Origin of the sequence: Sphingomonas asaccharolytica NBRC 15499, from assembly GCF_001598355.1 — a bacterium.
GTDB classification, from domain to species: Bacteria; Pseudomonadota; Alphaproteobacteria; order Sphingomonadales; family Sphingomonadaceae; genus Sphingomonas; species Sphingomonas asaccharolytica.
The window spans coordinates 1-21338 of record NZ_BCYU01000076.1; the positions used below are offsets into that span (position 1 = coordinate 1).

General features: G+C 63.9%; 22 protein-coding genes. 10 read left to right on the top strand and 12 right to left on the bottom strand.

Going from position 1 to position 21338, the window contains the following annotated elements; all coding sequences use genetic code 11:
• Window positions 1-320: 320 nt before the first annotated feature.
• The gene (locus SAS01S_RS17420) at window positions 321-1694 is read right to left on the bottom strand and encodes a class II 3-deoxy-7-phosphoheptulonate synthase (protein ID WP_066811620.1); all 1374 of its coding nucleotides are present in this window, start codon (window positions 1692-1694) and stop codon (window positions 321-323) included.
• Window positions 1695-1892: 198 nt separating this feature from the next.
• Here SAS01S_RS17420 and SAS01S_RS22635 point away from each other — a divergent pair, with 198 nt between their 5' ends.
• The 3 genes from SAS01S_RS22635 to SAS01S_RS17430 all read left to right on the top strand — a co-directional run bounded on the left by SAS01S_RS22635 (window position 1893) and on the right by SAS01S_RS17430 (window position 3417).
• Window positions 1893-2039 (top strand): hypothetical protein, encoded by a 147-nt coding sequence (locus SAS01S_RS22635; protein WP_157082880.1) that lies wholly within the window; start codon window positions 1893-1895, stop codon window positions 2037-2039.
• 36 nt (window positions 2040-2075) lie between these two features.
• The gene (locus tag SAS01S_RS17425) at window positions 2076-2705 is read left to right on the top strand and encodes an alpha-ketoglutarate-dependent dioxygenase AlkB (RefSeq protein ID WP_066811580.1); all 630 of its coding nucleotides are present in this window, start codon (window positions 2076-2078) and stop codon (window positions 2703-2705) included.
• A gap of 70 nt (window positions 2706-2775) precedes the next feature.
• Window positions 2776-3417 (top strand): DUF2490 domain-containing protein, encoded by a 642-nt coding sequence (locus SAS01S_RS17430; RefSeq protein WP_066811583.1) that lies wholly within the window; start codon window positions 2776-2778, stop codon window positions 3415-3417.
• Between the two features lie 99 nt (window positions 3418-3516).
• Here SAS01S_RS17430 and SAS01S_RS17435 read toward each other — a convergent pair whose 3' ends face one another.
• The 4 genes from SAS01S_RS17435 to SAS01S_RS17450 form a co-directional block, all read right to left on the bottom strand.
• On the bottom strand, window positions 3517-3936 hold the full coding sequence (locus SAS01S_RS17435; RefSeq protein WP_066811584.1) for a hypothetical protein: 420 nt from the start codon (window positions 3934-3936) through the stop codon (window positions 3517-3519).
• On the bottom strand, window positions 3933-4919 hold the full coding sequence (locus SAS01S_RS17440) for an acyl-CoA desaturase (RefSeq protein ID WP_066811586.1): 987 nt from the start codon (window positions 4917-4919) through the stop codon (window positions 3933-3935). Before SAS01S_RS17440 ends, SAS01S_RS17435 begins: the two co-directional genes overlap by 4 nt.
• Window positions 4916-5443, bottom strand: coding sequence for a hypothetical protein (locus SAS01S_RS17445; RefSeq protein ID WP_157082881.1), 528 nt, complete (start codon window positions 5441-5443; stop codon window positions 4916-4918). The genes SAS01S_RS17440 and SAS01S_RS17445 overlap by 4 nt, the downstream gene beginning before the upstream one ends.
• 145 nt (window positions 5444-5588) lie before the next feature.
• A complete protein-coding gene (locus SAS01S_RS17450; RefSeq protein WP_066811590.1) occupies window positions 5589-5969 on the bottom strand; it encodes a winged helix-turn-helix transcriptional regulator in 381 nt (126 codons plus the stop codon).
• A gap of 88 nt (window positions 5970-6057) precedes the next feature.
• On the opposite strand from SAS01S_RS17450, the gene SAS01S_RS17455 reads away from it, so the two are divergent.
• Window positions 6058-6792, top strand: a complete 735-nt coding sequence (locus tag SAS01S_RS17455) for an SDR family NAD(P)-dependent oxidoreductase (protein WP_066811592.1) — start codon at window positions 6058-6060, stop codon at window positions 6790-6792.
• A gap of 74 nt (window positions 6793-6866) precedes the next feature.
• Here SAS01S_RS17455 and SAS01S_RS17460 read toward each other — a convergent pair whose 3' ends face one another.
• Window positions 6867-8375 (bottom strand): alpha/beta hydrolase, encoded by a 1509-nt coding sequence (locus tag SAS01S_RS17460; protein ID WP_066811594.1) that lies wholly within the window; start codon window positions 8373-8375, stop codon window positions 6867-6869.
• Window positions 8376-8462: 87 nt separating this feature from the next.
• On the opposite strand from SAS01S_RS17460, the gene SAS01S_RS17465 reads away from it, so the two are divergent.
• A complete protein-coding gene (locus SAS01S_RS17465) occupies window positions 8463-8975 on the top strand; it encodes a MarR family transcriptional regulator (RefSeq protein ID WP_066811596.1) in 513 nt (170 codons plus the stop codon).
• Window positions 8976-9071: 96 nt separating this feature from the next.
• Here SAS01S_RS17465 and SAS01S_RS17470 read toward each other — a convergent pair whose 3' ends face one another.
• Entirely contained in the window at window positions 9072-10502 is a 1431-nt protein-coding gene (locus tag SAS01S_RS17470; protein ID WP_066811598.1) for an 8'-apo-carotenoid 13,14-cleaving dioxygenase, read from the bottom strand.
• A 95-nt stretch (window positions 10503-10597) separates the two neighbouring features.
• Between SAS01S_RS17470 and SAS01S_RS17475 the strand changes: the two genes are divergently transcribed.
• From SAS01S_RS17475 to SAS01S_RS17485, 3 genes are all read left to right on the top strand, one after another.
• A complete protein-coding gene (locus SAS01S_RS17475) occupies window positions 10598-11179 on the top strand; it encodes a TetR/AcrR family transcriptional regulator (protein ID WP_066811600.1) in 582 nt (193 codons plus the stop codon).
• The gene (locus SAS01S_RS17480; protein ID WP_066811602.1) at window positions 11176-12066 is read left to right on the top strand and encodes an alpha/beta fold hydrolase; all 891 of its coding nucleotides are present in this window, start codon (window positions 11176-11178) and stop codon (window positions 12064-12066) included. The genes SAS01S_RS17475 and SAS01S_RS17480 overlap by 4 nt, the downstream gene beginning before the upstream one ends.
• 259 nt (window positions 12067-12325) lie before the next feature.
• Entirely contained in the window at window positions 12326-13414 is a 1089-nt protein-coding gene (locus tag SAS01S_RS17485) for an acyltransferase family protein (RefSeq protein ID WP_066811606.1), read from the top strand.
• Between the two features lie 81 nt (window positions 13415-13495).
• Here SAS01S_RS17485 and SAS01S_RS17490 read toward each other — a convergent pair whose 3' ends face one another.
• The 5 genes from SAS01S_RS17490 to SAS01S_RS17510 all read right to left on the bottom strand — a co-directional run bounded on the left by SAS01S_RS17490 (window position 13496) and on the right by SAS01S_RS17510 (window position 18093).
• The gene (locus SAS01S_RS17490; RefSeq protein ID WP_066811608.1) at window positions 13496-14431 is read right to left on the bottom strand and encodes a D-2-hydroxyacid dehydrogenase; all 936 of its coding nucleotides are present in this window, start codon (window positions 14429-14431) and stop codon (window positions 13496-13498) included.
• Window positions 14432-14435: 4 nt separating this feature from the next.
• Window positions 14436-14888, bottom strand: a complete 453-nt coding sequence (locus tag SAS01S_RS17495; protein ID WP_066811610.1) for a TM2 domain-containing protein — start codon at window positions 14886-14888, stop codon at window positions 14436-14438.
• 57 nt (window positions 14889-14945) lie between these two features.
• Complete coding sequence (gene cysS, locus SAS01S_RS17500; protein WP_066811612.1) at window positions 14946-16382, bottom strand: cysteine--tRNA ligase; 1437 nt, start codon at window positions 16380-16382, stop codon at window positions 14946-14948.
• Between the two features lie 81 nt (window positions 16383-16463).
• Window positions 16464-17279 carry a hypothetical protein gene (locus tag SAS01S_RS17505; RefSeq protein WP_218016327.1) on the bottom strand — a complete coding sequence of 272 codons (816 nt, stop codon included), beginning with the start codon at window positions 17277-17279 and terminating at the stop codon, window positions 16464-16466.
• Window positions 17280-17430: 151 nt separating this feature from the next.
• The gene (locus SAS01S_RS17510; protein WP_066811616.1) at window positions 17431-18093 is read right to left on the bottom strand and encodes a TetR/AcrR family transcriptional regulator; all 663 of its coding nucleotides are present in this window, start codon (window positions 18091-18093) and stop codon (window positions 17431-17433) included.
• A gap of 97 nt (window positions 18094-18190) precedes the next feature.
• Here SAS01S_RS17510 and SAS01S_RS17515 point away from each other — a divergent pair, with 97 nt between their 5' ends.
• The gene (locus SAS01S_RS17515; RefSeq protein WP_066811618.1) at window positions 18191-19360 is read left to right on the top strand and encodes an efflux RND transporter periplasmic adaptor subunit; all 1170 of its coding nucleotides are present in this window, start codon (window positions 18191-18193) and stop codon (window positions 19358-19360) included.
• Window positions 19361-19366: 6 nt separating this feature from the next.
• Window positions 19367-21338, top strand: a 1972-nt coding sequence (locus SAS01S_RS17520; RefSeq protein WP_157082883.1) for an efflux RND transporter permease subunit, incomplete at its 3' end; no start/stop codon positions are given.

Genomic DNA, 21338 nt, shown 5'->3' on the forward strand with positions numbered 1-21338 from the left:
CACCCTACGAAGCCATCTGCAAAGCGTGGGCTCTCGAGCCCAACCGATTCACGTCAGATCCGACCCATCAAATCCCGGGACCAAACATCTAGCCTCCCGCCGACGTAAGAGCCAGCGCTCAGCGAGTGCGCGCCTCAATCGTCGTTGCGCGTTAATTGGGAGAGGCTAGGAGGCGCGGTCGAATCCGCCTACGTCGATAATATTGCGACATTGTCGTCGGGCAGTATCCGTTTTCGATCGATGCCATCGCAGGTGGACCGGAATCGATCACCCGGCGCCTAATCCCAGGCTGCCCGATCGCCGCAGGCTAAAAACGCCCTCTAAGCCGCCTCCGCCCGTCGCTGCCGCAACTCATCGTTCAGCATCTCGGCCAGCAGGAACGCCAACTCCAGGCTTTGTCCCGCATTCAACCGCGGGTCGCAATGCGTGTGATAGCGGTCCGCCAGGCTTTGCTCGGTCACATCGACCGCGCCGCCGGTGCATTCGGTGACGTTCTGCCCGGTCATCTCGGCATGGATGCCGCCGGCGAAGGTGCCTTCGGCGCGGTGCACGGCGAAGAAGCCGCGGACCTCGGCCAGGATGCGCTCGAACGGGCGCGTCTTGTAGCCATTGGCGGCCTTGATGACGTTGCCGTGCATCGGGTCGCAGCTCCAGATCACCTGATGGCCCTCGCGCTTCACCGCTCGGACCAGCTTCGGCAGCCCGGCCTCGATCTTGTCATGGCCATAGCGCGTGATCAGCGTCATGCGGCCGGGCACCCGCGCCGGGTTGAGCGTGTCGAGCAAGCGCAGCAGCACGTCGGGCTCCAGGCTCGGTCCGCATTTCAGGCCAATCGGGTTGCCGATCCCGCGCAGGAACTCGACATGCGCCGATCCGTCGAAGCGCGTCCGGTCGCCGATCCACAGGAAATGCGCGCTGGTGTCGTACCAATCGCCGGTCAGGCTGTCCTGCCGCGTCATCGCCTGCTCGTATTGGAGCAGCAATGCCTCGTGGCTGGTGTAGAATTGGGTCTGGCCGAGCTGCGGCACGGTGTCGGGATTGATCCCGCACGCTTCCATGAATTCGAGCGCCTCGCCGATCCGGTCGGCGGTCTCAGCGTACTTCTTGGCCCAGGGGCTCGAGCCGAGGAAATCGTGGGTCCAGCGATGCACCTGGTGCAGGTTCGCGTACCCGCCCTGCGCGAACGCGCGCAGCAGGTTGAGCGTCGCCGCCGATTGCGAATAGCCCTGGATCATCCGCTGCGGGTCGGGCGTGCGGCCCTCGGGCGTGAAGGCGATGTCGTTGACATTGTCGCCGCGATAGCTCGGCAATTCGACGCCATCGATCGTCTCGGTATCGGTCGAGCGCGGCTTGGCAAATTGCCCCGCCATGCGGCCGAGCTTCACCACAGGCAGCTTCGACGCGAAGGTCAGCACCACTGCCATCTGCAGGATCACGCGGAATGTGTCGCGGATGTTGTTGGGGTGGAATTCGGCAAAGCTCTCGGCGCAATCACCGCCCTGGAGCAGGAATGCCTTGCCCTCGACCACACGCGCCAGGTCGGTGGTCAGATTGCGCGCCTCTCCGGCAAAGACCAGCGGCGGATAGCTGGTCAGCTGCTTCGTCGCGGCGGCCAGCGCTGCGGCGTCGGGGTAATTGGGCAACTGGCGCGCCTCGTGCGAGGTCCAGCTATCGGGGGCCCATTTGGCGGCCATGATCGTCACTTTGCTAACGGTAAAACGGGCCAGTCCCATGCGCCGAAACGCCCACAGCCGCAACAAAGGAAAAATCGGGCGGCCTGATCGCCGCGCTTCCCGCCTCTCTTCCAATATGGGAATGAGAAACGTTCACCGGTTATCCGATGTTAACCACGTTCTCCCAGTTAGGTCCGAACGATACCTAATGGAGGAGGCATGATGGCGTGGCTTAGAGAGATGCTGGGATCCTTGTTCCAAGACCAGCCCGATGACGAGAGTCGGGATATCGACCGCATTCGCGAAATGCTCGATTACCTCAAGGACGTACCTTACGTTCCCGGGCACCGCCGCCCGATTCCGTGACGTATTCGGACGCCGGCGGGTCATCCGGCGTCTTGCATGTTCCCTGATTGTTCACATATCGGCTGCGTGACTCCCGATCTGTTCGATACGCCCGCCGTGCCGGGCTTGGGCACCCGGCCCGATCTCTTGACGCCGGCCGAGGAGCGCGCGCTGATCGCCGCGATCGACGCGGTCGAGCTCGCCCCGTTCCGCTTCCAGCAATGGACCGGCAAGCGCCTCACCCATAGTTTCGGCTGGCAATATGATTTCCAGTCGGGTGAGCTCGGCCGGGGCGAGCCGCTGCCCGATTGGCTGCTGCCGATCCGCGATCGCGCCGCCGCTGCCGCCGGACTGGCACCTGACGCGCTCGTCCAGGCGCTGCTGCTGCGCTACGATCCTGGCGCGGGGATCGGCTGGCACCGCGATCGCCCGATCTACGACCAGGTCGTCGGTATCTCGCTCGGCGCGCCGGCGACGATGCGGTTCCGCCGCCGCGACGGCGATCGCTGGCGCCGCGTCAACGTCCCGCTCGAGCCGCGCGAGCTCTACCATTTGTCGGGAGAGGTCCGGCACGATTGGGAGCACAGCATCGCCCCGATCGAGCGATGCCGGTGGTCGATCACTTTCCGGTCCTTCTCGGTGCAAGGCCAACGGATCGCCGCTGCGGCCGAGAATCTCGCTGCCTAATTCGCCCTGAGCTCGCCAGCACGCCATCCATTTTGATGCGCCGCTTGGCGAACTCTGGCATTGAGGCGTGATGACTTTGCGTGTCGCCCTGCTCGCCGCCGCGATCGCCTTGCCAGGAGAGGCATGCGCGAAGGAAGAGCTGTGGACCGGCGCGGGCGCCAGCGGCTCGCTCGGCGGCGACTGGCGCGGATCGGTGGATGGCATCGCGCGGTTCGGCGATGGCGGGCTCTACGAATGGGTCGCATCGGTCGCGGTCGGTCGGCGCCTCGACGATCACGCGACGCTCTGGGCCGGTTATGTGTACAAGACCGCTTATGCCGACCATGCGTCGCTGGTCGAACAGCGGCTGCGCGAGGAGATCAGCCTGGACGATGTCGCGCGGATCGGGCCGGTCAGGATCGGCGGGCGGCTCAGGACCGAACAGCGCTGGCGCGAGGCGACGCCGGGGCTCGGCTGGCGCGTGCGCTCGCAATTGCGCCTGACGCTGCCGCTGCGCCGCGACGGACCCGCGTTGGTTGCGGGGGCGGAGGGGTTCTTCAACCTCGACCGCTGGGGCGGCCAGCGCGCCGGCTACGAACGCATCCGCGAATCGATCGGCGTCCAGATTCCGCTCATGCGCAAAGTCCGGCTCGACCTCGGCTATCTCCGCCAATGGACCCGCGCCACGCCGATCGCAAACGCCGCCACCATGACCTTGTCCTACCGCTGGTAGGGATTCCGATTCTCAGGCCTGAGGCCAAAGACCAGAGCTTCCGTTACCGAAAGGACTTGGGTTTCCCTAACCAAGTCTGCCTTTTCCGACATATTGGCCTTAGCGTTCCTTCGTCCGCGCTTCACCGGTAATGGCCTTGATCGTCAGCGACGGTGCTGGCCGGAGCGGCGCCTTTGTCGGGTAAAGGCTTCGGCTGGTTCTCCCGCGACGGAACGCGCTCCAAGTCCGCCTGGGCATAAGCATGACACCCATCACGATGAGGGGCGCGCAAAACGCCGTCGCGCGCCAATCGGGGTACCGCCCGGCGCCCCATTCCCATGCCGCAAGTTGAATCTCGCCGCGCATCGTGAGCGGATAGCCGGTCATCACGTGATGCAGGTCGTGCGCGTCGATCGCTGCCTGGCGCCAGGCGAAGTTGGGTAATCGAAGGGTCGCCGGCCCGACGCGCAGATGCCAATGCGACGCGGTTGGACCGGCAAGACCGTGTTTCGCGCGAAAGTCGGGCAACGGGTCGTTCATTCGGCGATCTCGCGTTCGGCGAGGTCGGCCTGACCGGGCGCGGCGATGCTCAGCGCGCGTCCGGTGACGGGCGTGATGCCCGGCCGCGGCGGTAGATACGCGGGCAACTTCACGTCACGAGCCAGCCCGACCCATTCCAGCAACTGGATGAACCGATACCCCAGATCGATCTGCCCCGGATAAAGACCGTGACGCGCGGAGGCGGGGAATGCGTGGTGATTGCTATGCCAGCTCTCGCCCATGGTCGGGATGGCCAGCAGCGGAACGTTATAGGCCTGGATCACCGCGCCATCGACTGTCCAATCCTGTGGCCCACGCGTGTGGGCGAAATAGGAGATGAACCAGTGCATCGTCGTGCACGCCGCCACCCGGACGCACACGCCCCAGACCAGCCACGGAAGTCCGCCGAGCGCGTAGAGCAGGATTGCGATCGGCACCTGTTGCCATATCCAGTAGCGATCGAGGAAGCGATAGAAGCCATCGTCCGCGATCCCCGGCCCGGGATCGAACTTGGGCGGGCGCGTCAATTCCAGGCGGAAGTTCAGATAGTAGAAGCCGTCGAGCAAGAGCGGTTTTGCGTGGCGCAGGAACCAGTGACAATCGGGCTGACGCTGCGCCCAATCCCGGCTGTCGTGCAGGCGGATCGTCCAGATCGGACCACCCATGCCGACCGCCGTGCCGAACCACACCAGGACTCGCTCCAGCCATTTCGGGCAGTCGAAGCTGCGATGGATCAGCCGCCGATGGAAGCCGACCGAGTGACCCGCACACAGCGTAACGCCCGCGGTGACTAGGAAAATCGCCAAAGCGCTCCAGCTGAAGGTCAGCGGGCCGAGGACAAAGGCGGCGAGCAACATCGACGTGTTCCAGATCGAGCGCGGCCCGTCCCAGCGAACCCGTCCAGAAACCGCGTCGGCTTTGTCCAGCTCGGACAGCGAGTTGACCTTGAAGCTGCCATGCGCCGCGCCGCCTGCCTGGCTCATCGTCGTCCCCTTCCGATCGTCCTGTCGAACAACCGTGCCGCGCGCCCGCCCAGGCTGATCAACTGTCGCGTCGCTACCGGCGAAAGGTTGCTTACGCGTGCATCGATCACGGCAAGGTCATCGACGAGATCGAAGAGGCGCTTGGCCTGCTGCCTGACCACCGGATTCTCGCCGTTGCACTCGGCGCGCCATTGGTCGATGACCGCGCGCGCTTCGCGCAGTTCGAGCGCGCGCCGTTTTTCCAGCGTCTGGGTCATCAGCGCCCAGGGGTCGATCCCGGTCGTCCAGCCGGCGTCCGTCCTCCCGGCCAAATCCTGCGCCCGGAGCCAGTCGAGCGCTTGTGCCGTCTCGGCGTTATCCAGCGCCAACGCCTGGGCGATGGCAGCCGCGGGGAGGGCCCGGGCGGTCAGATAGAGTAAGCCATGAACTCGGCAGGCAACAGCCGGCAGTCCCCAGCGCGTCCCTGTTTCGCCCAGCCAGATGACGATCCGCTGTGCGGCCGGAGACAGTTCCGGTGCGGTCACTCTTCAACCCACCGAGCGGAGATCGGATCTCGTCGACAGAAGACGGCTCGAGAGAGGCGGGGTCGCATAAGGCATCCTACCGCCAAAAGCGTTGTTCGCTAGTGGGATGAGCCGTCCGGGCCGGCCGATTTGCGCGAGATCACTATCATGCGCGTTGCTCGTCGCTCCAAGTCGCGCGTTCGGCGAAAATCTGTGCGACCGTGTCCATATTTTCGCTGCCCCAATTGCACAGCGGCGTCAGGGCATCCGCCAGGCTGTGGCCAAGCGGGGTGAGCGTATAATCGACGCGCGGCGGCACTTCCCGGTGATCGTTGCGTGTGACGATGCCATCGGCTTCCAGCTCCTTCAGTTGCTGGATCAGCATCTTGTCGCTGACCCCGCGGACCGCGCGCTTGAGCTCGCCATAGCGATTGGGCCCCTGGATCAGGAAATAGATGATCAGCGGCTTCCACTTGCCCGCGATGACGCGAAGCGTGGCGTCGAGGCCGCAGGAGAAACCGGGGACGCAGGATGGATTGGTCGACATAATTCCATACTTACCAAAAGGTGCATACTTGTCGATAGGTGGGTGCTTCGCCAGTTACGTGCCAGCTTTAATTTGAAAGGCACGAGACATGAAAAGACTGGATGGCAAGACGGCGGTCGTGACGGGTGGCGGCACGGGTATCGGCTTGGGCACAGCACGACGCTTCATCGAGGAAGGCGCCTTCGTCTATATCTTCGGACGCCGGCAGGAGCCGCTCGACAAAGCGGCCGCTGCGCTGGAGCCGAACGCCCGCGTGGTGCAGGGTTCGGTTACCGATCAGGCCGATCTCGATCGGTTGTTCGCGACCGTGAAGGCAGAGCGCGGAGGCCTCGACATCCTGATGGCCAATGCCGGGTTCGGCGAACTGGTACCGCTCGGCCAGATTACTCGGGAGCAATATGACGCCGCGTTCGATATCAACGTCAAAGGCGTGCTGTTTACGGTTCAGACCGGGCTACCCCTGATGGGGCCGGGCGGCTCGATCATTCTGACCGGTTCGACCGCCGGTGTGATGGGGACGCCTGCCTTCAGCATCTACAGCGCGACGAAAGCCGCCGTGCGCAACTTTGCCCGTAGCTGGGCGCAGGATTTGCGCGGCACCGGCATTCGCGTGAACGTATTGTCACCCGGACCGACTTTGACCGAGCTTGCCGAAGAGGCGGTCGGTCGCGAGGCGATGATCGAGATGGGATCGGGCACGCCGATCGGCCATATCGGCGATCCCTCGGAAATCGGTGCGGTAGCAGCTTTCCTGGCCTCCTCGGACAGCAGCTTCATGACCGGCGGCGAAGTCTTCGTCGATGGCGGGTTCGCGCAAATCTGACGCGACGAGCGTTTGCAAGTCGGCCGGCGAGCAGGGTCGCGCCGGCCTCCGCTCGGTGCGCGGTAAGCAAGCAGTCATCGCCGCGGTCGGGTAGGCGGCGCAAAGTCGGGGACTTCGAACCTCGGCGCCGCCAGCGACACCTCTGTCGGTAACTCCTTCGTTTCTCCGGTGCGGAGGAAGTCGTAGATCGCCTGCTTGGCGGCGGGGCTCTCGCGTAACTGGTAAAAGGTGCCGTCATGCCCGGCGCGGTGGACGAGAATGGCATGGCCATTGGGGAAATAGGGCAGCAGACCGAGCGTGTTCTCGATCGGCGTTGACGTGTCCCAGTCGCCGTGCACGAACACGACCGGGATCGGCGTCACGCGCGGACGTCGCACCGCGTCGCCCATGTCGGGCGTCGGCCAGTCGGGCGCCGATACCAGGTTCGCCTCGAAATTCCAGGTGCCCAGCAAGTCCACCGCGGGATCGGTCCGCATCTGATGCTCGCGATCCGCCGTGACGCCCAGGCTGCTGTCTGCGAGCGGCCCGATCAGCTTCACCGGTCCCGCCCGCCGATCTTCGATCGTCTGGCGCGTCCAGGCATCGTAATGGCCGTAATAAAGCGACAGGATGAAGGCCGGCCAATGCTCCGCCTCGTCGGTATGTGCCAACAAAGCGAGCTGCAAATCTTGCGCGCCGAGTACGACCGTCTGTGCCTTTCCGGCATCGTCGCGGATAGTCACCCGGATCGGCCCCGTGGCGAAGCGCTGATGCAGGGCGCGTATCGCTGCCATCATCCCGCCATTGGGCAGATAAGGCGCAAGACCAGGATCGCGGTCGGCGTCATAGGCGATGCGCTGGAGTGCGGCGAAGACGTGCGACGGCATGTCGAACCCGTTGTTCAGCGGTTCGACCGACGAGAGCACGGCACGGGCGACGATCTCGGGATGGAAGCGCATCACGGCAAGCGACCATTGCGAGCCGAAACTGCCGCCGAACAGGCTGATCTTGTCATAGCCGAGTGCTCGCCGCAGATCGTCGACATCCGCCGCGAACGCGTCGATCGTGTAGCCGGACAAGTCCTTGTCGGGATTATGCACGACCGCCCGCCGGGCGAGCGCCTGCATCGCGCGGGTATCGGCCTGGACCGAGGCCGGCTTGTCGAGCGGGGAGGCATCGGCCGTTTCGACGAGCATCTCGCCGCGGCTGGTATAGCCGCGTTGCTCGATCACCACGAGGTCGCCCGCCGCGCCGAAGGTCAGCCACGACCGCAGACGGCTTTGCGCGCCCTCGCTCTTGTCGGTGAAGGTGCCGAGCACGCTCAGGCCAGGGCCGCCGGGAAGCCAGAAAATCGGCGGCGCGCCGGTTGGGTGGGGTGCCTTGATCCGCGCGAAGCCGATGCCGATGCGGCGGCTCGCCGGCTTCCTGCGATTCTCGGGCACATAGAGCGTGCCGATCTCATAGCGGACGCTCTCGCCGGTCGGGAGCGTCACATTTCCCTGCTCGATCACGATCCGATCGCTCGTCGCCGGCTGCGCCGAAGCGGGCATCACCTGAGAGAACGGCGCCAACGCTAACAAGGCGAGCATTCGAATCGATCGCATGACAGTCCCCCCGCAGGATGGCTTGCGGTCGATTGCACTCCAATATATATCTTCATGTCAAGATACTTGATATAAAGATTGTTGTATATGGCTGAGCAAGCGCCCGCTCCCGCGAACGAGGATATCGTCGATCAATTGCTCCGTGATTGGGCGCGCGAGCGGCCGGATCTCGACGTATCGGCGATGGCGGTGGTCGGCCGCCTGCTGCATCTAGGCGGGCTGCTCCAGGCGCGGGCCGGCGAGCGGCTTCGGGCATATGGAATTGGCTACACCGAACTCGATGTGCTGGCCACGCTGCGGCGGTCGGGTGCGCCTTATCGCTTGAGCCCAACAGCCCTTAGGAAATCCGTGCTGCTGACGTCCGGTGCGATGACGGCGTGTCTCAACAGATTGGAACAGCGCGGATTGATTTCGCGGACCCATGACGAGATCGACCGCCGGTCGCTCGTGGCGATGCTCACAGACCGGGGCGTGCAGCTGATCGACGAAGCGATCGCCGCTCATTTCAGCGCGGCCGAGCGGACAGTGGACGGCCTCGATCGAAACGAGCGCGCAGAACTCGCGCGTCTGCTGCGGAAATTGAGACTTCAACTCGATTGAGTGTCGGCGGGACTTGTCTCTACTCTTGAAGGCGGAGCGGATCGGTAAACCCCGCCCGCCTTCCATTGACTCGGGCACGGCAGCGCCCGCGCTACCTCACCCGTTCGCCACCCAATTGCCATGGAAGCCCGGCGGTACGCGGTGCGGGATGCGGATGCTGGCGACCGGCGGCTCGGCAAAGCGCGTGGCGTCGAGGATCACCAGATCGGTCGTCTCGTGCGGCAGGTCGATCACCAGCCCGACCATCCAGCCATCGCCTTCGGGCGCATTGTCATCGCGCGGCACGAACACGAATTCGCCCGGAAGGCGACCATCGCCGAACTCGTGGACCTCGCGGGTTCCGGCCTCGAGATCGTGCTTGTAGAGCTTGGTCGCGCTAGTCACGAACTCGTCCTTGGCGGGCAGCGCCATCGTATAGGCATAGCGATAGGCTTGGCCGAAGAAACGCTCGTCGGGGCGCGGGAATTCCTGCGCGCTTGCGTCTATGGTGCGGCGGTCGATTGCTTTCGCGACCGGGTCGATCGTCCAGCGCTCCAGCCCTAGCGAGGTGCCCGATGGCCCGCCGGTCGCCTCGGCGAACATCGTGTCGTAGACGCAGGCGTCGAGCACGACCTTCCCGTCGGCGGTGTCATAGGCATTGGCGACGTGGAAGATATAAGTTTGCGGGCAATCGACCCAGATGATCTCGTCCTCACCGCCATTGCGCGGCAGCAGGCCAACTCGTGCCTGGTGATCGGGGTTCCAGCGATAGGGGAAACCGTGCCCGCCGATCAGCGCCTTCATCGAGAAGGTGACCGGCAGATCGAGGATCAGCGCATAGCGGTCGGTGATCGCGCAGTCGTGGATCGAGGGGCCATGCTGGACCTTGATCGGCAGCTCGCGGACGACCCTGCCGTCGCGATCGATCACGACGTGGCGGACGAGATCGGGCTGGGTCGCCTCATAGCAGATGGCGTGGTTCTCGCCCGTCCTGGGATCGAGATGCGGATGCGCGGTGAAGCTGCCCAGCAACGTGTCGTCGAACGGATTGTAGGTTTGCTCGTCGAGCGTATCGGACAGTTCGACCGGATAGCTGCCCGCCTCGACCAAAGCCCAGGTGCGCCCGGCGATGCCGAGCACGTTGGTGTTGACCGTGTCGAAGCTCGCGTGGCGCGGGCCGGGCGCCGCCGGCATGCCGGTTTCCGTCGCGACCTGCTTCGACCGGATCCAGCGATTGCGATACCACAAGGCCTTGCCCTGTTTCAGCGCGATGCCATGGACCATGCCGTCGCCGACAAACCAGTGATAGCCCTTGGCCTCGGGCTTGGCGGGGTTCGGACCGATCCGCAGATAGCGGCCATCGAGTTCCGCCGGGATCGTGCCGGTGACCGGCAGATCCTCCAGCGTGACTTCGCGATCCATCGGCCGGTGGATGCCGGTCAGGAAGGGATGGTCCTGATCGGGCATGCGCTTGCGGTTGAATTCGGCGACCACGCCGATGCCCTTGGTGACAGTGCCCCGGATTGCATTTTCGATCACGCTCGCCATGACTGGTCTCCGACTCGATGTTTATGGCGTCAACATATCGATCATGGTAACAGTGTCAACATGGATTTGATCGTGAACGGAAGAAGCAGGGAGTAGTGGCGAAGTCCTCCTATCATCATGGCGACTTGCACGCGGCGTTGATCGCCGAGGGGTTGCGTCTGCTCGCGGCGCGCGATGCCGAGGACCTGTCGCTGCGCGAGGTCGCGCGCGGTGTCGGGGTCAGCGCGACCGCTGTTTACCGCCATTTCCCCGACAAGTCGGCGTTGATGGCAGCGCTCGCTGCCCGGGGGCTCGATATGCTCAGCCAGGTGCAGCACGCCGCCTATGACGCCGCGGGCGGCGGGGTTGCGGGATTCAATGCGACCGGCGCTGCCTATGTCCGTTTCGCGCTGCTCCACACCGCCTTGTTCCGCCTGATCTTCGCCAATCCGCCCACCGGCAAAAGGGTCGAGCTCGCCGATTCCCCCGATAATGCGATGCGCTTCCTGATGGAGAATGCCGCAAGGCTCGCCCCGCCGGGAATGGAGCCGCGTATCTTCGCGCTGCAATCCTGGTCGCTGGCACACGGTCTCGCCATGCTGATCATCGATGGGCAATTGCATGTCGACGACAAGACCATCGACGCGGTGATCGATGCGCATATGATGGCGGTGAGCGATGAGAGGAAATCCGGATGAAGGCACAGGCCAACGGTATCGAGATCGAATACGAGACCTTCGGCGAACCGACCGATCCGGCGGTACTGCTGATCATGGGTCTGGGGGCGCAGCTGACGCGCTGGCCGTTGCCGTTCGTCGAGGATCTGGTTTCGCGCGGGTATTTCGCGATCCGCTATGACAATCGCGATATCGGCCTGTCGACCAAGTTCGACGGCGCGCCGGTGCCCGAGCTGCCCGCGCTGATCGGCGCGATGATGATCGGACAAAAGCCCGACGTGCCCTATTCGCTCAACGACATGGCCGCCGATGCCGTCGGCTTGCTCGACGCGCTCGACATCCGGCGGGCGCACATCATGGGGGCGTCGATGGGCGGAATGATCGCGCAATTAGTCGCGGCGGAATATCCCGACCGGGTGCTGTCGCTGACCTCGATCATGTCGTCGACCGGCAATCCCGGCTTGCCGCCGTCGAAGCCCGAGGCGATGGCGGTGCTGACCTCACGCCCGACCGGCAATGACCGCGAGACGATGATCGCGCACGGCCTCCGCGCCGAAAAGATCATCGGTAGCCCGAGCTATCCGGTCTCGGAGGACGTGATGCGGGCGCGCGTCGAACGCGACTTCGATCGCATGCACTATCCAGCAGGACCTGGGCGCCAGCTCGCCGCCGTAGTAGCGAATGGCGACCGCCGCGCGGCGATCGCGACGATCAAGGCGCCGACAATGGTGATCCATGGCGCCGACGATCCGCTCGTACCGGTCGAGGCAGGGCGCGATACTGCCGCGACGATCCCGGGCGCGCAAATCACCGAAGTGCCGGGGATGGGTCACAATCTGCCCGAGGCGCTGATCGCGACGGTGCTCGACGCGTTCGAGAAGGTGGCGAAGCAAACCGCGCCGGCCTGAGCGCGCTATGGGGCGTAGCGGTCGGACAGATGGGTATGGCAGGTTAGCGGCACTTGCCGGCGAAAGCCGTCCCGGGGGGCATCGCGGGGAAGGACGGCGGTCGTTGAAAGGTCGACAACCCGCCATGGACATAATCGGTATGTGCCGTTGCGGTGAGCGCTTGGGAACCGATTTTGAACCGCTTGCCAGCGCGGCACGAGCGGTGCGTCGTTTTCCCCTACGCTGTTGAAGCACGCGGCAAGAGCCGATAAGGGGCGGAATGTCATCCGAAAAACCCGACATCCGCCTGATCGAGCCGCTTACCAGCATCAGGTTTTTCGCTGCGCTAGCGGTGGTTGTATTTCATTCCGGCGCGTCATGGATGTCGGCAAACGCACATGTACCCGTTCCCGTAAAAACATTGCTATTGAACGGCTATCTGGGCGTTACCTTCTTTTTCGTGCTGTCGGGATTCATCTTGCAGTTCACCTATCGCGGAAGAATTTTGAGCGGCGACGAGATAAAACGCTTCGCTGTCGCACGCTTTGCCAGATTATATCCGGTTTACGTTTTGGCCGTGCTCGCAATGTTTCCATTTATAGTGCCTGGCGGTTGGGGCGATCTGCCGCAGTTCTTTTTGCTCCACCGGTGGATTCCCAATGGTGCGCAGGACTGGTCGAATTGGAACATGCCTAGCTGGACCTTATCAGTCGAATTTTTCTTTTATCTGTGTTTTCCATTGCTCTCGGGGGCGCTTAAAGCCACCGGTACGCGATGGTTGATTGCGATCGTCGCTACGGCAATCGGCTTTGATCTTGTTACTGCCAGTTCACAGGTCGTGGATAACAGGCAGGTCATGTTCGGCTGGATGCATTGGGCGCCCATCCCGATTCTGCGTCTGCCGGAGTTCATCATTGGAATCTGCGCCGCGGAGATGAGCCTACGCGGCATTCGGCTTCCAATACCGTCTTGGCTCCCCGCCATCGCTTTGGTTATCGGATTGTGCCTCACCGGTTCTCCGCACGTCGCGGCCTTCGCTACCGCTATGGCGGCTCTCCTGATATTGTGCGTCGCCAATGAAAACAATTCACTCTTCGCGCGAGTTCTAAGTATCCGTTCGCTTGTCGTCCTAGGCGGCGCGAGTTATTCTCTCTATCTCATGCATCAGCCCGTGCATTTCGCCGTGACCACTTTGCTGGGCACATCCAAGACTGTAGTCGTGCTCCAATATCCGATACTGATTAGTGGATCTGTCGCGATATTCTTCTGGTACGAAGAACCGCTACGCGAATGGATCAGGCGCCGCATTGGGATGCGGCCTTCCGCAATCGAAGGCGTAGCAGGCACTCATACCACACTAACGCCGTGATGCGCTTGTAACGGTGGAGCGACCGGAACCGGTAACGTAGATTGCAGGTTGGAGGGTATGCCGAAAGCTTGTGCTGTTACCTCAATACCCCAGCACTAAATCGACCACATTCTCCATTGGTCGGCCGTTCACGAACGCGTCGAGGTTGCGCAGGAACAAGGCGGCGGCGCGGGGGAACATCTTGGTCTGGCTGCGGCCAGACAAATGCATTGTGACCATGCAATTGGGTGCCGACCATAAGGGGTGATCGGCGGGCAGTGGCTCGGGATGGGTGGGGTCGAGAAACGCGCCGGCGACCTTGCGGCTGTGGAGCGCGGCAAGCAGCGCTTCCTCGTCGATCATGTCGCCGCGCGCGATGTTGATCAGCCAGGCCGAGGGCTTCATTCGCGCGAGCTCGGCGGCGCCGACCATCGCCTTGGTCTCGTCGGTCGAGGGCGCGGCGAGGATCACCCAGTCGAACTCGCCGATCCTTTCCTGCCATTGGTCGGGCGTCAGCGTCCCGTCGCGGCCCGATCGCGTGACGCCGGTAACCTCGACGCCGAACGCCTCCAGCCGCGCCGCGATCAGTTTGCCGATCACGCCCATACCGACGATCAGCGCGGTCGTCTCGAACAACTCGACCTTGCCCGGCGCGTCCTTGGGCCATTCGTGGCGGTCATGCGCGCGGACCACCTCGTCGAAGCGCTTGGCGGCGACGAGTACGCCCATCACGGCATATTCGGCGACCGCGAGCGCATTGATCCCGACGCCGTTGGTCAGCATCGTGCCGCGCTCGCGCATCAGCTCGAGCGGGAAGGCGTCGAGTCCGGCATAGATGGTCGACACCCATTTCAGCCGCTCGCCATGGCGGATCGCCTCCGCGGTCAGGCTGGTCGGCTGCATGTCGGCCCAGGCGATATCGGCATCGGCGATCATCGCATTGGCCTCGGCCGGTGACGCGAACCAGGCCACGTCCAGCCCGGTCGGCAAGTGCGGTTCGAGCAGCGGGCGCGCCAAAGCGGGCAAGAGTGCTTTCACGCCGTCAGAACCATGATTGGTTGCCCTGGACATAGCGCCGTTGGAACTCGGTATCGTCGATGACGAGATAGATGATGAATTCGATGAAGGCGATGATCGCGATGATCAGGCCGGGCAGGACGAGCAGCCAGCCGATCGTCCCGCACAACAACATGGTCACTGCGGCGCCAGTCTTGTTGAGGTAGAATTTGTGCGCGCCGAAACACCCCAGGAAGAAGGCGAGCAGCGCGGCCGCTACCTTGTCCTTGGATCCCACCACCGCGCCGGTACCTGAGCCCTGCAGCACATAGATGTTGCCGGCGCGGTCAGTGTTGGCCTCGAAATCGACGACTTGGCCGCGTGCCGGCCAATAGCTTTCGCGCCAGTCGGGCCGTGCGAAAGTGTAACGCTGTCCGTCCTCGCCCGAAATCTGCCCCTGGCTGACCGAATTATCCCATCCCAGCACGCGTCCCCGCATCGCCCATCCCCGATTCTGATTGTCCGAAGCGGGAGCTTAGCCGCCTGACGCGGGCTTTCAAGCGAGCGTCGGTCGCCAATCCCAACCGAGCGGGTCGCCGTCCATCACCTCGACCCCTTGCGCGGCGAGTTCGTCGCGGATCGCGTCGGAGCGGGCGAAGTCCTTGGCCGCGCGCGCGTCGCGCCGCTCGGCGAGCCGTGCGGCGATGTCGGCCTCGGCGAAGTCCGCGGTGGCCGGGCGGACGCGCAAATCCTCGCGCCTGAGGCCGGCAAGATCGAGCCCCAGCACCGCATCGAAATCGGCGAGCGCTGTGAGGCGATCGGCGGGCGCAACTTTCTTGTCGCCAAGCAACTCGTCGAGCACGACCAAAGCCTTGGGCGTGTTGAGGTCATCCGACACTGCCTCGTCGAGCCGCTCGCGATAGGCCAACGCCGATCCCGCCGACAGCGCCTCCGGGCGATCGCGGAGCTGGCCGACGGTGATCGCCAGCCGCTTGAGCCGAGTGAGTGCGGCGGCGAGGTTCTCCTCGCTGAATTCGAGTTCCGACCGGTAATGCGCAGACAGGCACATCAGCCGATAGGCAAGCGGGTGGACGCCGGCGTCGATCAGCTTTTGCAACGTGCGGAAGTCGCCCGACGATTTGGACATCTTGCCGGCACGCTCGACCAGGAAATTGTTGTGCATCCACCAGCGCGCGCCGGTGTCGTCACAATCGCAATAGGCCTGGTTCTGCGCGATTTCGTTAGGATGGTGGATCTCGCGATGGTCGATCCCGCCGGTGTGGATGTCGAACGGCGAGCCGAGATATTTCTCGCTCATCACCGAACATTCGAGGTGCCAGCCCGGCGCGCCGCGGCCCCAGGGGGAATCCCACTCCATCTGACGGTTCTCGCCAGGCGCCGACGCCCGCCAGATCGCGAAATCCTGCGGGTGGCGCTTGCCCTCGACCGTGTCGATCCGGCCCTCTCGAACATCCTCCTGCGCGCCCGCCAGCCGGCCGTAATCGGGCACCGTCGAGACGTCGAAATAGAGGCCGCTATCGAGCTGATAGCAATGTTTGGGGGCGATCTTCTCGCCGAACGCGATCATCTCCTGGATGTGATCGGTGGCGACCGACCAGCGCGACGGCTCGCGGATGTTGAGGTCCTTGAGGTTCTGCTTGAACGCCGCGGTGTAATGCGCGGCGATATCCCAGATGCTCGTCGAGTTTTTGCGCGCGGCCGCTTCCATCTTGTCGTCGCCGGCATCGGCGTCGCTGGTCAGATGCCCGACATCGGTGATGTTGATGACGTGGGTGATGGGGTAACCCTTCCACGTCAGCACCCTGCTCAGCGTGTCAGTGAAGACATAGGCGCGCAGATTGCCGATATGCGCGTAATTATAGACCGTCGGCCCGCACGAATAGACGCGTACATTGGCGGGATCGATCGGCTCGAAACGCTCGAGCGAGCGCGACAGGCTGTTGTAAAGCGTAAGCGGGGCGCCATGCGACATGCGCGGGGCTTAGCGGCGCGGGCAGGGGGCCGCAACCGGAGGGCGAGCAGACGCGCGCCGGCGACGGTCCCCGAGGCGCGCCTACATCTGGTGCGTCGGCGCGGGCGTGCCGTCGGACCAGCTACACACCCCCAGCAGGAGGACCGACAAAGGTGGGAGGGTCGCGGTTTCCGCCGCGTGATCCGGCGTCGCGAACCAGTAGTTGCCGCCGAAAATCGGCGATCCAGCCGCGTTGGCGCCCCAATTGTCGCCATTCTTGAACGGGATGAAGAACATGACGTGCGGCATGTCGTGATCGCCATCATCGGACAGATAAGAGAATTTCGACATCATGTACGACATCGCGCCCGGCGCCAGCGGCGGAATCTCCTCGGTGCGTAGCGCGGTCTTGATGCGCGCAATGATCTCCGCATCGGTCCGGCCGGCAAGCGTCATGGCGGTACGGAGTTTGGCGAGCGGCGCTACCGATCGCGCCGCCTGCGGGTTCTGGCATTCGGCCGCGCGGATCTTCGGGTTCCAGCGTTCGGGCCAATCCGGCGCGCCGCTGAAACCGCGAGACACCATGCAGACGAAGCCGTTGCTGCCCGTGGCGGCGGTTTCATAACCGGAGCGGGTCAAGACCAGGATGGTCGCGTGCTTGGAAATGGACTCGGGCGCGGCGCTTCTCGCCAGCGCGATTTCCTGGCCGCGGTCCATCAAATAGGCACCGACAGGGGCCATGCGCGGATAGGATGTGATCTGATCCGCGGCGGTGCCGGCCGATACGGCGAACAAAGCGGGCGCGGTGACCATCAGCCTGGCGGCAAACTTACCCAACGACCTGGCCGTTCTTTTCAATGCCGCAAAGGAGCCGCTTTCATTGCCGCCGGCGGTGTTCGGGAACCTCGTTGTACGCATCGTCCTGCCTCCTCGTTGACGCCGTCTCTTGGGGAGCGGCATCCGAACGACGAGCGAAGGACTCGAAAATCGACATCGGCGTTGAAAATATTTTAGACGGCGGTCGAAGCGTGCGCAGGTATCCGCCCGGCCGTCGCAAGACCCGGACTGGCTAGACCGACAGGCGCGGCCAGCTCTCCGAATCGCGGATCAGTTCGAGTTCGCGGCTGACGATCGCTTGCAGCCGCTCGCACAGCGGAAGATAATCGCGGCCGCGCAACGCCTCCATCACGATCGACTGACACAGCCCGCCGCCCAGTGTCACGATCAGATCGGCCAGCTCCGCGCGCGCAGCCTCTCGGTCCGCGCCCGGTGCCCATGCCGTCAACGCTGCCACCAGCGCGCTCTTCACGCTGGCGCTGATGTCTTCCTGCAACCTCGCGACGCGAGGATTGCGCGAGGATTCGGCCATGATTTCGGGCATCAGCCGATAGCCTTCGACGTCCTCGTCATACGTCACGAAGGCCAGGATCCATTGGCGGATCGCTGCCATGTCGCCGGCATCGATCGCTCGTTGCAACGTGGCTTCATCGAGGAATTGCGAGAGGTCGCGAAAGGCGATCGCGGCAATGATATCCTCCTTCGAGGAGAAATCGCGATAGATCTGGCCGACCTTGATACCGGAGGCGACGGCGATCTGGGCCACGCCCGTTCCGTGGAATCCATTCTGGATGAACAGGCGGCGCGACGTGTCGAGAATGAGCTGCCGACGCTCCGCCGCCCGTCCAACGGGAGCGGTGGGCAACAGGCCCCAGCAGTCCAACATCGTCGACATTCTTCAATCCTCGGCTTGACTTACATCAGTTGTTCGCAGTAGCAGCATTTACTGTGAGTGAACGTTCACTCACATACCATAGCCCGGCGAGATTAGCATGTCATTTATTCGTAACGCGCTCCCCGCGTTTGCTCTCGTGTCGCTTGCCGCCTGCGGGCAGGGCGGGCAACAGCCGCCGGCCCAAAGCGCGCCGCCGGTCGGGTATGTGATCGTGAAGGAGCAGCCGGTGACGCTGACCACCGAGCTCCCTGGCCGGACCACGGCCTATGAAACCTCGGACGTGCGGCCTCAAGTCAACGGAATCATCCTCGCCAGGTTGTTCCAGGAAGGCGACATGGTCGCCAAGGGCCAGGCGCTCTACCGGATCGACCCCGCACCCTATCAGGCGCAAGTCGCGAATGCGCGGGCGGCGCTCGCCCGGGCTCAGGCCGCCATCGCGTCGAGCGCGGCGCTCGCGCGTCGTTATGGCGAGCTCGTCAAGATCAACGCGATTTCGCGCCAGGATTACGAGAATGCGCTGACCAGTGCCCAACAGGCGCGCGCCGATGTCGCCGCGCAGCAGGCGGCGCTGCGCAGCGCCACGATCGATCTTGGCCGCACCACTGTCCGCGCGCCGATCAGCGGGCGGATCGGCCGGTCGGTCTACACCATTGGTGCGCTGGTCACCGCGTCGCAGGCGAATGCGCTGACCACGATCCAGCGGCTCGATCCGATGTACGTCGACATCCAGCAATCGAGCTCCGACCTGCTCAAGCTCAGGCAGCAGATCCTGTCGGGACAGGTCGCGAGCGAAGGACAGGCGCGCGTCAAATTGAAGCTCGAGGACGGGTCGACCTATGGGCCCGAAGGCACGCTGCGCTTCGCCGACGTGACGGTCGATGCCAATACCGGCTCACAGACGATCCGCGCGCAATTCACCAATTCCAATGGGCTGTTGCAGCCGGGCATGTATGTCCGCGCGCAACTGGCGCAGGGAACGCAGCTTCAGGGCATGCTGGTGCCGCAGCGTGGGGTCGGCCGTGACGAGCGCGGCAATGCGACCGCGCTGGTCGTCGGTCAAGGCAACAAGGTCGAGCCGCGGGTGATCAAGACCGAGCGCGTCGTCGGCGATGCCTGGCTGGTCACCAGCGGGCTCAAACCCGGCGACAAGGTGATCGTCGAGGGCGCGATGATGCTGCGCCCCGGCATGCCGGTCACGCCGCAGCCGTGGAATCCCAATGCCAAGCCCGCTGCGCCGCAGCAGCCGGGCCAGGCTCAGGCGAAGTAATCGTCCATGTCACGCTTTTTCATCGACCGGCCGATCTTCGCCTGGGTGATCGCGATCGTCCTGATGCTGGCCGGCGTCATCGCGATCCGCTCGTTGCCGATCGCGCAATTTCCCAGCATCGCGCCGCCCTCCATCTCGATCACCGCGACCTATCCGGGTGCGGACGCGCAGACGCTCGAGAATACGACGACCCAGATCATCGAGCAGCAGATGAAGGGGTTGGACCACCTTCGCTACTTCTCGTCCTCGTCCTCGTCGGCCGGCACCGTCACCATCACGCTGACCTTCGAACAGGGTACCAATCCGGACATCGCGCAGGTCCAGGTCCAGAATAAGCTGCAGGCGGCGACGCCGCTCCTGCCGCAGGAAGTTCAACAGCAAGGCATCCAGGTCGCCAAGGCGACCCAGAACTTTCTGATGTTCATCGGTCTCTATTCGGAAAATGGCGCGCATGACGGCAAGGACCTTGCCGATATCGTCGCCTCGAAGGTGCAGGATCCGCTGAGCCGGGTTAACGGCGTCGGCGACACGCAATTGTTCGGCTCGCAATATGCGATGCGGATCTGGGTCGATCCGCTCAAGCTCAACAATTACGCGCTGACGATGACCGATGTGATGACCGCGGTCCGCGCGCAGAACGCGCAGGTCTCGGCCGGTCAAGTCGGCGGATTGCCGGCGCCCAAGGAGCAGATGCTCAACGCTACGGTGTCAGTGCAGTCGCGCCTGAACACGCCCGAGCAATTTGCGCAGATCCGGCTGAAGAGCGGCGCCGACGGATCGGTCGTGCGGCTGGGCGACGTCGCGCGCGTCGAACTGGGCGCGGAGAATTACGGCTTCAACGCGGAATATAACGGGAAGCCTGCGACCGGTATCGGCATCAAGCTGGCACCAGGTGCCAATGCGCTGAGCACGGTGACCGCCGTCAAAGAGCAGGTCGATGCCGTCGCCAAGCAATTCCCGTCCGACGTAAAGGTCATCTACCCCTATGACACCACGCCGTTCGTGCGGCTGTCGGTGGAGCATGTCGTCGAGACGCTGGTCGAGGCGGTGGTCCTCGTCTTCCTGGTGATGTTCCTGTTCCTCCAGAACTTCCGGGCCACGCTGATCCCGACGATCGCCGTGCCGGTGGTGCTGTTGGGGACGTTCGGGGTAATGGCGCTGACCGGGTTCAGCATCAACACGCTGACCCTGTTCGGCATGGTGCTCGCGATCGGCCTGCTGGTCGACGACGCGATCGTCGTGGTCGAGAATGTCGAACGCCTGATCACCACCGAGGGGCTGAGCCCCAAGGATGCCGCGCGCAAGTCGATGGACGAGATCAGCAGCGCGCTGGTCGGGATCGGCCTGGTCCTGTCGGCAGTGTTCCTGCCGATGGCATTCTTTGGCGGATCGACCGGCGTGATCTATCGGCAGTTTTCGCTGACGATCGTGTCGGCGATGGCCTTGTCGGTGATGGTCGCGTTGATCCTGACACCGGCTTTGTGCGCCACCATCCTGAAACCACACGACCCGCACAAAGAGGAAGGCAACGGCCTGCTCGCGCGTTTCTTCCGCTGGTTCAACGACAAGTTCGATCGTGGCCGGGTCCGATATGAAAAGGGTGTGCGGTCGACGGCGCGCGGCTGGAAGCGCTCGATGCTGATCTACGCGCTCGTCGTGATCGGCATGGGCCTGCTGTTCTGGCGGTTGCCGACCGGCTTCCTTCCTGAGGAGGACCAGGGCTATGTCATCGCGATCGTCCAGGGACCGTCGGGCGCGACCACCAGTCGTACGGCCAAGGGGCTCGACCTCGTCCGCAACCATTTTCTGCAGGATGAGAAAGCGAACGTCGAAGGCGTCTTCACCGTCAATGGATTCAGCTTTGCGGGTTCCGGCCAGAATAGCGGCATCGCCTGGATTCCGCTCAAGCCCTGGTCGGAGCGCAAAGGCGGTCAGAACAGTGCGATGGCCATCTCCGGCCGGGCGATGGGCACCTTTT